The following is a 12,661-nucleotide window of genomic DNA, read 5'->3' as shown; positions in this document are numbered from 1 at the left end:
GTTTGATAAGCTGTAAACCTAAATTGGAATAAACCGGATTACACAAGGAAGCGCCTTGTGTAAATTCAGTTTCTATTTAGTAAGCTCGGTTTGGTAAAGCACCTCTCCCTGGTAATTTATCGCCCTTACGTTCAATCGTTTCTCATCTACAGCAAAATACATAAAGCCATGCTCTGATGCCTGGAAACGGCTATAGGGAACACCTGCTGTAACTTTTGTGAGTTCAGAACCTGCGCCTGAAATAAACTGATGGGTAAAACCTTCAGGTTTCAGGTGTTGCAAAGAATGCTCATGCCCCGAAAGGTAAACATCAACTTTATGCTCTTCAAAAGTTTTGGTCAATGCTTTTCTCATCGTCACCGTATCGTAGTTGTCGATACGGGGCCCTACAGAATAACAAGGATGATGACCAATCACGATTTTCCATTTCACATCTTCAGATACATTCGCCAGTGTTTCATTAAGCCATTGCATTTGCTTTTCAACATACTGGGCCTGCGCTTCATGTAAAAAAGGATCTGTATCAATAAATATTAAAAGAGCTTTAGCTTTTGCCTGCTGCTTATTCTCTTTTGGTTCTTTTTTAACCACCTCGTCCTCTTTGTTTTTAGCTTTATTCAGGCTGATCTCTTTGTAGTAATACCGCGCCGGCATATTCCAGCGGCGGCTTATTTTACTGTACCTGATCTGGGCGTCAACATCCGAATGATAATCGTGATTTCCAAAAACCGGGTACCAATCGCATTGCAGTGAATGCGCGGTATAAATATTCTCGAACGAATAATGCCATAAGGGGTCAAATTCGCTGATAACACCTTTGGGATAAAAATTATCCCCAACAGAAACTACAAAATCATTTGGATGCGCCGCTCCCCAAAGGCCCATCTGTTTACCCACTTCCAGCTGATCGTATTCGCCATTACGGCCCCAATCGCCCAGTGCCATAAAATGCAGGGAGTAATCATCTTTAATTGCAGGCAGTAATGTAAGTTCCTCACTTGTTAAATGAGTTACCCTGTCTGCTGCAAGGGCGCCCAAAGGCGCAATAAGCGAAGCTCCTATTGCCGATAGTGCAGTATTTTTTACAAAATCTCTTCTTTTCATCCCAATATTATTGCTGACGGTAAACAAGTAGCTTAAATGTACCAGGCTTCATGGTTTTGGTTCCCTGTTCATAATCGGCAACCGGGAAATAAAGTTTATGTGTAGCCAGATCAATAGCCATGGTTTTAGCGCGATATTGTGTGGTTAAAGTTTGCACAGCGCTGTAAGTATCAGGGGCATTTTGTTTAAAGATACTGGCGGTTCCGTCGCCGTTTGAGGCTACCAGTATTTTTTGAGCCGGATCATACACAACGGCATCAACCCCAGCGCCAATCGGCAGTGTCTGGATCACTTTGCCTGTTGGGATATCAACTACGCTAAGCCCCTTGTTTTCGCGGCAAACAGTAAACAATTTTTGGTTCGCTTTATCCATTGCTATACCTGTAGGGCCGCCACAAGGGCTTAAGGTATAGTTTTTGGAGACCGTTAGTGTTTTTGTGTCGATTACGTTCAGGCTGCTTTTATCCTCCAGGTTGTTATATATGGTTCCTTTACCATCGGCAACAGCAAATTCGGGAGCACCGCCCATATCAATTGATGCAATTTGTTTCATAGCTATCGGATCAATTACACATGAACTGCTGCTATGCCCGTTAAACGTGAAGACCTTTTTTGAATAAGGATCAAAAATAATCGCGTCGGCGCCTTTATGATCTAAGGGAATGCGGGTAATAACAGCCAGTGTTTTTATATCAAACACAATTACTTCATCGGCTTTGCCGTCGCTTATAAAGCCTTTATTAAGCTCATTGTCAACAGCGATGCCGTGCACACCCTTCATATCACTGATTATACCTTTAACCGTTTCGGTTTTCAGGTCAACTACATTTACTTCAGTACCGTGTGACGCATACAAGGTATGATTAGGCTGATCGATAAATACGTAGTCGTAGCCGCCATCGCCGGGTAAAGCGATGGTTTTATCCAATACATAATTTTGAGCAGATGACTTTGATAAACCTAAAAACAGGCCGGCATTTAAAAGGAAGAAAAACGCTATTTTTTTCATAATGATATTATATTAAATATTGATGCTTAATGTTTATTCCCTTTATCGTCGCTGGTATAAGCACCCAGGTCAAGGTTGTATTGTGTGTTGCCCGCACTGAATGCCGGCGATGTGCTTTGCAAGCGAAAATCATTGGTATTAGGATATCCGTTAGGTGCAGCCACCGTACCATCAAACTTTACAAACATTGGATCCTTATCCCCTATCTTTTTTGAGATCAGATCGGTTGGCTGAGGTTTTCCCAAACCAGATGGAGGATAAAATCCATCCCGGATGTTGATCTTTAAAGTCGGATCTACCAAATCGGCATAAGTATCAACCGTGGCATAAAACAGGTTGTTACCATATGTGGTGTGGGCTATATCGCCGTCGTCAAATAATTCAATGCCATGGTAATCGTTAACAATAATATTATTGAAAATGTGGCCAATGGCATTTACACCAACAGAAACAGCACGCCCCGGCTCGGCCGAACCCCTTCGCCAGCCATTTGAAACCAGGGTGTTGTTGTACACATTTACTTCAGTTTGCGGAAAAGGCTTGCTCGAGCTGGTTTCGAGTTTTACACCTGAGCCTGCCTGGCTAAAAATTACGTTATAGGCTACATTGCCGGTAACACCAGTTTTCAGGTTAATGCCCTCTCCATCCGTACTGCCTGATGAGCTGATGGTGTTTCTTAAAATGGTTACTTTGGCACCGTTACTTAAGGCCATCAGATCGTCCTGTCCGTTGGTAAACCATGAATCTTCAATGTCTACTTTGATTGGAGCTTTCACCTTCAGGGTGCCACGTGCACTTCCGGAAGCATCAGGCCCACCGGTGTTATCAACGTGTGTCCAGATTATAGTTATGGCCTGGGCTGTATCGCATTGAAAACCGCCCCAGGTACCGGGCTTATTCGAGTCAGAATTGAAGTATACCGGCTGGTCCTTTGTGCCTTCCAGTTTTAAAACACCCTGAATATTAACCTGCGAATTGTTTTTCACAATAACGTTTGCACCGGGCTGAGCATAAAGTGTATCGCCTTTTTTTACCGTAACATCGGCAGTTATCGTATAAGTTTCGCCGGTTACTAAAGTGCCTTTTACAAAGCCGCTGATATTACCGGGCTGTATCGGACTTGAAGTAGGGATCTTAATTTGAGTAAACGTAGTTAACTCAGCTTTTTTACAGCTATTAAGGGTAACAGTTGCAATAAAGCCAACTGCTAACATAAATATATATTTCACTTTCATGGATTTGATGCTTTTATAATGAATACCTGAAACCTAAATTGAAACTCACGTTGTACAAATCTTTTGATTGAACAAGGTTATTGATCAGTACCGTTGTAGGTGTATTAAGCAGGTTATTCACTTTGGCTGTTAACACAAAATGCTTAGCCACCTGCTTTTCTCCCGATAGCGCCAGGAATGATTGCGGCTGCTGATAGTAATCATATCCATAGTTTGGATAGATCAGCGACAGCGTTTTACTGGTATAGGTATACGCTAACTGAACAAAAGCTTTTTGCTTATCATTTTTGTACAACAAGGATAGGTTCAGTACATCGCCTGTTTGCCCCTGCAATGGCCTGCTTTGCAACCTCGGAACGGAGGTAGAAACCCCATTTGCATCGGTAGAGGTATAAATTTTTGTGGTTTTTATGTTTGAGTAGGTATAGGTGTAGTTACCTGATACGCCAAGATCTCCAAAATACTTACTGTAAACTACCTCCGCGCCTGTAACCTTAGCCGTGCCAAAATTTTGCGGGGAAGTGTTAAGCTGTCCGTTTTGTGAATCATTTAATGCAAACTCAATGGGGTTGATGATATTTTTGTAAAACCCGCCAACGAACAATTGCTGTTCTTTACCCGGAAAAAGTTCATACCTAATATCATAATTATCTGCTTCGGTGTGCTTTACAAGCGGATTACCTGTAACATCGGTACTTTCGCCAAGGGTTGGAGTTGGCACCAGCTCGTATAATGCAGGGCGTGCTATCGATTTAAAATAAGATGCCCTTAAGTTTGAATTTTCGGTAAGCTTATATTTTAACTGAACACTTGGTAAAACATCTGTGTAAGTCTTTTTCGCATTACTGCGGATATCCAAAACAACGGGATGAGTATCATATCCTTGTTTAGTACCTTCAACACGTACACCACCGATAACCGCCAAATTATCCAATACGAGTTTAACTTCGCCGTAACCGGCAGTGATATCTTCATAAGCGGTATAATTGGTTTTATCACTTTGATCGGTACCTGTTTGATTGTACACCACAAAATCGGCCGAATAGATATCGGTAAAGCCACTTTTGCCACCATTGGCGGTCGCAGCCGGTCGTAAAATGTATTCGTTTTGATGGTTGTAGCGTGTGCTATGCCTGTAAAGACCACCGGCTTTTAGTTCGATAGCACTTTTTTCGCCCAGGCCTGTTTTGTACCCGATATTGGCCATAGCGCTAAGGTCTTTATTACCGCTCTTTTGCCAGATCCTTGATATGTTATCAAAATAATCGGGAGTGCTTGTAAAATCAGGGTTAATCAAATGGTTGATAGATATATCAGCCCTGTCTGGCGCGTTTTGGGTAGCATTACTGTAAACACCCGCCCAATCAAAAAGGAAATGTTTTTCAATAACATGTTTACCGCTCAGTTTAAGATTTTCAACATACTGATTCTGTATGTTTGAACGGTTGTCGTTAAAAACGGTACCTGTACCAGGCCCTATCCTGCCCCCGTTGCCTCCTAATATCGAGGTATCGATACTTAAACGCGTTTGTGCAAGATGAGTATAAAGGAAAACGTTATCAACGCTTACCTTGTTATTATCATCAAACTTATAATCAAGATGAGCCGATAATCCATTATTTAATTGTTGGGTTGAATAAGTCCGGTTGGCTACATCGGCAATAACCGGCTGAAAGTTTTTACCGTCCCTGATATCGGGCTGAGCTACGTTAAATTCTGAATTTGTGCCGTAAAACTGATTTTGGTAACTATCGGCAATAATAAACCCTAATTTATTTTTAAGGAACCTGCGGCCGTAAGTAAAACCGAGTAATGCGGTCGGTGGGGCATTCTTTTTGGTAAAGTCCAGGTTAGCCCTTGAAAAATAGCCCGGAGGGGCGTTATAAGCAGCTCCGAACCTTTCAGTCGGGCTTTTACTTTGAACCGCGCCATGATAAAAATCATCAAACCTCCGGTTAAAGAAAATGGCGCTATAGCCTATCGAGCCGTTTGCCTTAAAATACTCGTACTCCGGCGCATCTTTAAAAATCAGGTTCACGGTTCCGCCTATTGCATCACCTTCCATTTCGGGCGTAAGACTTTTGCTTACTTCTACACTTTCCAGCAGGTCTGAAGGAACTATGCTTAATGAAATAAACCGCGAAACAGGATCGGGACTGGTCACTTTAACACCATTAATTAAAGTATTGTTATAACGGGGCTCCAAACCTCTGATAATAGCATATGCTTCATCCGACCCACTATTACGCTGGATGGTTACCGCAGAAACGCGTTGCAGGGCGTTTGCAGCATTAATATCCGGCGACCTTTGCATAGCCTGTGCAGACAGTACGTTAATAATATTGTCTGCCTTACTTTCCTTACGGCGGGATGACGATTCTGACTCTGCGTTGGTTGTTCCGTAAACTTTAACCGTTTTAAGCTCTTCCGGCTTTTCCGAAAGCTGGATATTCATTACAGATACTTTGCCGGCTGTAATGGTAACATCCTGCTTGTACTCAGTATAGCCTATATATTTTACTTTAAGCTTGTACTGCCCGGCATCAACACCGGTGATAGCATAATTACCAAACGCATCGGTAACTGAACCTCCGTTCTTATTATCAAAATGGACAAACGCGCCACTTAAAGGCTCTTTTGTTTGCGCATCAATTATTTGTCCTTTTATCCCCCCTGTTTGTGCAGAGGCAACAGTTGTGAATAAGGTTAACAGGAATAACAGGTAAATTTTATTGATCATAGGGCACGTGTTTTTTGCCAAAACACCGTGCTAAATCTGGAGTAATACTGAATAAACGCGTCCTTGCAAAATCGTTAATCAACTGATAACCATACATTAACATTAGCAAGGTTAATCATCAGTTTTGTGAGTATTTTAAACACATATTGAGAATATGCAGTTAACAAATTATACAAACCCCGGCGGCATTTTTATTGAGCTGCCGGGGTTTAATAACTTTATTGAGCTGTTTGCTCATCGACCGTAATAGCGGGCGGAATCAACTCGTAAACTATAGGAGTTACTATCCTTGATAATAAGGTAGAGCTGATTAGCCCTCCTATCAACACAATAGCTAATGGAGATATTAACGGATTGGTTGAAATGGCTATCGGAATTAAACCGCCGATAGCTGTTAAAGAAGTAAGCACGATTGGTAAAAAGCGTACCTCGCCCGCTTCGCGGATAGCTTCCTGCAGGCTTCGGCCCTGCTGCCGCAACTGGTTGGTAAAGTCAACCAGCAAAATTGTATTCTTAACCTCGATACCGGCAAGCGCTATCAAGCCTATAATAGCTACGAACGAAAGCGAATTACCCGTAACCCAAAGCGCCACGGCTGCCCCTACCACCCCAAGCGGAATAACCGAAAGGATGATAAGCGTACTTTTAAAGGTTTTAAATAATAACACCAGCACAGCCACAAATACAAACACGGTTACCAGGATAATGCTCATGAAACCGCCAAAGGAGTTATTTCTTGATTCAACCTCGCCGCCCATTTCATAGCTATATCCCGGCGGCAATTTTAGCTTATCCATTTTTTGTGTTACATCATCAATCACCCGGCTTACCAAAAAGCTTTTTTGTACGTTGGCCTGTACCGATACTACACGCTTTTTTTCCTGGTGATTAATAACCGCCGGCGATGCTTCCAATTGCAGATTTGCCACCTGGTTAAGCGGCAGCGCGCTACCCTGGGCATTGTTCACATACAAATTGCGGAAAGCATCCATACTTGGGCGACCTTCTTTAACCCGTGTAAGTAAAACGGTATATCCGTATTTATTATCATTATTATAGTATGTACCCATGTCAAGCCCGGTAACGGCCAGTCTTGCAATTTGGTCAACAGCTAAGGAATTGACACCCAGTTGCTGTGCCTTTTCTTTGTTTACAGCTATGCGGATGTCGCTTTTCAGCAAACTTACCGGGTTATTTATATACATAGTGCCTGCAGTTTGGTGCAGCAGCTTTTCAACTTTAAGCGAATAGGCACGCAATGTATCCAAGTTATCTCCAAACAAACGCACCTCTATCGGCGCAACTACCGGCGGCCCCTGTTCAAAGTTTTTCACCTCAACCTTAGCGCCGAGATAATGCGCCCAGCGGCTTTGTAATTTCTGGATGAGGGCAAGCTTTTCGTCGGGCCGGGTATCATTATCAAGCTGCACAAACAGCTGCGCAAAATCGCTGCGGTTGTTTTCGGCAATTACGTTGTAATAGATCCTCGGGTTACCATGGCCCACATTGGTAGCATAGTATTTAATGAGCGGCTCCCGTTTTAACTGCTTTTCTATCTCCCGCGTAATGGTATCAGTATACGGCAAATTGGATTGATTGGGAGTTGTGATATTGATCAGGAATTGCGGTTTCTCTGAGGATGGAAACAAACTAAAACCAATCACCCCAAACAAATAAACAGAAGCCGTGAACAGTACGACCGCAACGCCAATAGTTAAAAACGGTTTCTGTAATGCTTTATCTAACAAACGGGCATAACTGCCGTGAATCAACTTTTTCAATCCACGCATGATCAGGTTGCCGTCCGGGTGACCGGTATGATTTTTCAGCAAACGGCTTGATAAGAATGGGATAAAAGTTAAGGATACCAGCATTGATGCCAATACACAGAATATTACGGCTAATGGTAAGCACCTAATGAAATCGCCGGAACCTTCGGGTAAAAACACCAGCGGCATAAAGGCGATGATCAGGATAACCGTACAGCCTACAACGGCTTTACCAATTTGCCCGGTAGCTTTCAGGGTAGCCTCAAGCCTGCTGTGGCCTTCGAGCATCCAACGCTCAATGTTCTCGACCACCACAATACTATCATCAACCAAAAGCCCCAACGCTACAACCAGGCCTACAATACTTAACTGGTTAAGATTGAAGCCAAAAAGCTGCAGCAATACAATACCTATGGCCAATGAAAGCGGGATAGAGATCATCACAATTACTGCCGGGCGAAACCCCAACGGCATCAGCGTAACGGCTACCAATAAAATAGCGATTATAAAATCGTGGCTTAAGCCGGTTAAACGCCTGTTCACGTTATCGGCCTGATCAAAATTTTGAACCAGGTCGATATTGGCAGGTAGCAACTTTTTGAAGCCCGTGAGTACCTTACTGTAATCGGCCTGGGTTTTATTGATGTTTTCGCCATCTTTTTGGGCGGCTACTACAAATACACAACGATGCCCGTTAAGGCGGGTGATATGCTTTTCTTCGCCATAACCATAGTATACATGGGCAATATCTTTTAACAGGATATTTTTACCGTTGGCCGCATAAACCACGGTGCTATTTACAGCATCCAACGTACGGTAGTCATTACTTTTGATGTTGAAAGTTAAATGAGCGGCATCAATACTCCCACCGGGGATACTGGCCATTTCGCTGTGCAAGCTATTGACAACGGCACCAACCGGTAAGTGCATTTGCGCCATCTTTTCCAGATCGAGTTCAACGCGTACCTGCTGACCGGGTAAACCATAAATAGATACTTGCTTAAGTGACGATACTTTCTCCAGCTCGTCTTGTAATTTTTCGGCAAAATGCTGCAGCTGACTGCGGGCGGCGTTTTCTGATACCAGCGCAACCTGCAACACGTTTACATCGGTAGGTTGCTGTTTCTGGATTTCGATACCGGCTACGTCTGTTGGCAGCTCGCTTCGCTTATTGTTTACCTCGCGAACTATTTCCTGGTATTTAGAGTCAATATTGCTACTGTACTTATATTCAACTCTCAATACAGCTACACCGTTGGATATCGTAGTGCGGATCCGTTTGATATCATCAAGACCTCCTATGGTTTTTTCCAGCGGTGTTACTACCCTATCCTCAATATCCCGCGGACTTGTACCCGGATAATTAACAATAACCAGGAACGAGGGCGGATGCATTTCCGGGTCTTCCGAACGGGGCATATTGAGCATGGTGGTTATCCCTAAAGCTATGATCATGATAAAGATCACGAGGGTAAACTGGCTGTTTTTCACAGCATAATCTGAGATCTTCATCTGGCCGCGGTTTTAGGTGATTGAACTGTGATGGCACTGTTATCTGTAAGATATGCCGACCCGGATATGATCAATGATTTTGCATCGGCCAGTCCGCTGCTGATGGTTACCGTATTTTTATCTATACCGGCAACAGTTACCTTTATTTTATGCGCGGTTTTATTATCATCTGTTACAAATACATAACCGCTATTGCCGTCGCCATCTAATAACGCGTCATAAGGAATTTGCCAGGTGCCATTTTCGGCAGTTGCAGGGCGGGCAGGTGTTATTGTTGCTTTTCCAAACATCCCTGCGGCTATGGCCTGGGGCTTTTTACCGGTGATAGTAATATCAGCACTAAAAGTACCGGTAGCTGCGTCAACTCCTTCAGATTTCCTGCTTAACAAGCCTTGCAGTACCTGTCCAGGCATCGCCGTGGTTTGAATAGTTGCCTTATCATTAAGCTGCAATACGGCCCACTGGCTATCACTTATACCTACCCGTAACATCCACTTACCAGATTCGGCGCCATTAGTTTGCAAAACAGCCGTTCCTGCGGTAACCTGCTGACCTACGTTGGCCAGCTTGTGCAAAATATAACCATCCTTAGGCGCACGGATCTCCGAATACTGGCGGTTAAATGTTGCTGTTTTTAGTTGCTGCTGCGCCTGTTGCAAGGTGGTTTTACTGTTTTGCAGTTGCTCAAGGGTAGCTACACTGTCTTTATAAAGGTTTTGGGTACGTTCATAATCGCGCTGTGCTTTTTCGGTTGCAAGGGTAGCCTGTTGTACCTGCGCGTTAATTTCGGTCGGGTTAAGTGTTGCCAATAACTGCCCTCTTTTTACGGCATCGCCTTCTTTCACATTCAAGCCGCTGATGATACCGCCGATTTTAAAGGAGAGCATCACCTCATCATCGGTAGTGAACTGTCCGGATACAGCCATCGGAGCATTGTTGCTTTGCTGTGTCAGCTGCATAACCTGTACGGGTATGGTATCGGCCCCACCTTCATTACTAACCGCGGCGGGGTGAGATTTGCAGGCATATATAAATGGTATGCACAGCAATAAACCGGTGTATTTAATTTTTTTCATGTCTATCTGTTTTAGTTGGAGTTGTTAATTGGATAAGTAGCCTGTTGACGTTCGAGCTCGGCGAGAGAGATCTGAAGATTGGCCTGCGCACCGGCCATTTGCAGGCGTGCGCCCGTTAGCTGGTCCTGGGCGTCTACCAGTTCAAGGTAAAGAAGCTGCCCTGCACGGTAAGCCTTTAACTGATCATTATAATATTTGGCTGCAAACTGGAGTTGCGCGGTAACGCTTTTATAAGCAGCATTGGCCGACTGGTAGTTATGATAAGCCTGATCGAGCTGTAGTTGTAACGATTGCTCTGTTTGGTCAAGCTGGGCGGTAGCGGCATTATAATTAGCCCTTGATTGTTCGGCTTTATACTTGCGCTGTCCGCCGGTAAAAATATCCCATTGAAGGTTTACACCCCACAAATAGTAGCGGGTTTTGTTGTTCACGTTAAAATCAAACCCCTGAGAGCCCAGATCGATAAAAGTATTAAGCTTAGGGATAAAGCCCGAGCGCTGCAATTTATAATCTAGAGTATAAACCTGCTGCAACGTACGCAACTGTTTTAATTCCTCGCGTTGTTTTGTGCCTGCCGAGGTATCGGGAGCGGCAATAATATCTGCAATAGCTTCAGACTCAACAATAATAGTATCCTGTAAAGAACGGTTGAGTAAAAAATTAAAATATGACTTGGCGTTTTGTGTACTATGCTGTGCCTGAATCAGGGCAGCGTTTGTTTTTTCCTTTTCAGTTTGAGAGCGGAGCAACGCTGTTCCGTTCCGGACGCCGTTACGCAGCATGCTCTCATTTTCGCGAATGTTCTCTTTGATTAGGGTCATTGCGCTGTTATAAGTTGCGATGCTTTGCAACAATTGATAGTACTGATAATAAGCCGTTTTAATATCTTTTACCAAAGCTCTTTTGTAAACATTTACCGCAGCCTGCTGGCTGGTAATCAGTTGCTGTTTAATCAGTTTATTGTACCTGATTTCGGCATTAATCAGCGGCAATGATGTCCGGACTTTGGCATCATAAAAATTATCCGGGTTAAGCAAAAAGGATTCATTTTTTAATTGCGGAAATTTATTAGAGTTGGTTAGCTGATTGAGTGCAGTATAAACCGGATTTACCAAATCACCAACCGGCACATCTATAGTACGGCCCCCCGATGATTTTGTATAACTGCCCAATAAACTCACCGTAGGCAGGTACATGGCCTGGGCTTCTTTCAACGCAGCCATGGCCTTATCCAAATCAAATTGCTGCTCCTTTAAGCCCTGATTTTGAGCAAATGCCGTAGCGATATAATCATCAAGCTGTTTATTGCTGCTTTGCCCCCACGCGCTTATGCCAAGCAACATACATATCGCAATGATGGGGATTGACTTTATTTTGAACGATGTATACATAATGAACAATGTTTAGTATAAGAGTAAAAAAATTTATTTGACAGAACTATATTCAGCAGCAGTGCATTATATGATGTCGGCTGAACCGATATTTTTTATTAACAATTGTTTAACAAATGAACAGTGTTTAGTAATAGATCAATTTTTTTTTAAATTGTTACAGCTGCTAAATAATCTTCCATTGATTTAATTAAAATTTCAGGTATGGCTTCTTCCGGCTGATCCATGATCTTTAAGCGGCAACGCAGATTTAGCGATACCAGGCCATGTGCCGTTGACCATATCAGCAGGGAAGCCTGGTGTAAATCTGTTAAACGAAGCAAATTTTTGCTGATGCAATCATTAAGACAATCAACCAGGAAAGCAAAGCAGTTACCGCCGTTAGCCTTATGAATTTCCTCATCTACGTTCATTGGCGCCCGGATAATGAACATCAAATCATAAAGCTCCGGGTTTTGGAGACCAAAGTTAATATACGCCCTGCCTACCTGCCTCAGCTTCTCAAGCGGATCCGTACTCGTAGCTTCTCTTTTAAAAACTTCCAGCAACTGGCCGTAGGCTTCACCTTGCACTTCGTATAAAAGCTCGTCTTTATCTTTAAAATACAGATATATAGTACCGGGACTATATTCTATGGCTTCGGCAATACTACGGATGGATGTTTTGGCGTAACCATCTTCCAGGAACATCTTCATGGCAGTAGCCCTGATGAGCTCCTTCATTTCTGTTTTTTCCCGTTCCTTTCTGTCAGTTACTCCCATAGTTAATTAAGTACATCACAAATGTAATGAACAGTGTTCATTAATTGCAAACTAAAATTCCATT

Annotated in this window: 8 protein-coding genes; all 8 read right to left on the bottom strand. The window is 43.2% G+C overall.

Going from position 1 to position 12,661, the window contains the following annotated elements:
- Positions 1-72 precede the first annotated feature (72 nt).
- Complete coding sequence (locus tag DEO27_RS06320; RefSeq protein WP_112572026.1) at positions 73-1,104, bottom strand: metallophosphoesterase; 1,032 nt, start codon at positions 1,102-1,104, stop codon at positions 73-75.
- Positions 1,105-1,111: 7 nt separating this feature from the next.
- Positions 1,112-2,113 carry a YncE family protein gene (locus DEO27_RS06315; RefSeq protein WP_112572028.1) on the bottom strand — a complete coding sequence of 334 codons (1,002 nt, stop codon included), beginning with the start codon at positions 2,111-2,113 and terminating at the stop codon, positions 1,112-1,114.
- 26 nt (positions 2,114-2,139) lie between these two features.
- Positions 2,140-3,348: a right-handed parallel beta-helix repeat-containing protein gene (locus tag DEO27_RS06310; RefSeq protein WP_112572030.1), complete on the bottom strand. Its 1,209-nt coding sequence runs from the start codon at positions 3,346-3,348 to the stop codon at positions 2,140-2,142.
- 13 nt (positions 3,349-3,361) lie between these two features.
- Entirely contained in the window at positions 3,362-6,088 is a 2,727-nt protein-coding gene (locus DEO27_RS06305) for a TonB-dependent receptor (protein WP_112572032.1), read from the bottom strand.
- A 218-nt stretch (positions 6,089-6,306) separates the two neighbouring features.
- The gene (locus DEO27_RS06300) at positions 6,307-9,369 is read right to left on the bottom strand and encodes an efflux RND transporter permease subunit (RefSeq protein ID WP_112572034.1); all 3,063 of its coding nucleotides are present in this window, start codon (positions 9,367-9,369) and stop codon (positions 6,307-6,309) included.
- Positions 9,366-10,445, bottom strand: a complete 1,080-nt coding sequence (locus tag DEO27_RS06295) for an efflux RND transporter periplasmic adaptor subunit (protein WP_112572036.1) — start codon at positions 10,443-10,445, stop codon at positions 9,366-9,368. The genes DEO27_RS06300 and DEO27_RS06295 overlap by 4 nt, the downstream gene beginning before the upstream one ends.
- A gap of 11 nt (positions 10,446-10,456) precedes the next feature.
- Positions 10,457-11,836 carry a TolC family protein gene (locus DEO27_RS06290; RefSeq protein ID WP_112572038.1) on the bottom strand — a complete coding sequence of 460 codons (1,380 nt, stop codon included), beginning with the start codon at positions 11,834-11,836 and terminating at the stop codon, positions 10,457-10,459.
- A 149-nt stretch (positions 11,837-11,985) separates the two neighbouring features.
- Entirely contained in the window at positions 11,986-12,597 is a 612-nt protein-coding gene (locus tag DEO27_RS06285; protein WP_112572040.1) for a TetR/AcrR family transcriptional regulator, read from the bottom strand.
- Positions 12,598-12,661 lie beyond the last annotated feature (64 nt).

Source organism: Mucilaginibacter rubeus (genome assembly GCF_003286415.2).
In the GTDB taxonomy this organism is placed as follows: Bacteria; Bacteroidota; Bacteroidia; order Sphingobacteriales; family Sphingobacteriaceae; genus Mucilaginibacter; species Mucilaginibacter rubeus_A.
Note: the sequence above shows the minus strand (reverse complement) of the source record. Positions and strands in the feature narration are given on the sequence as shown.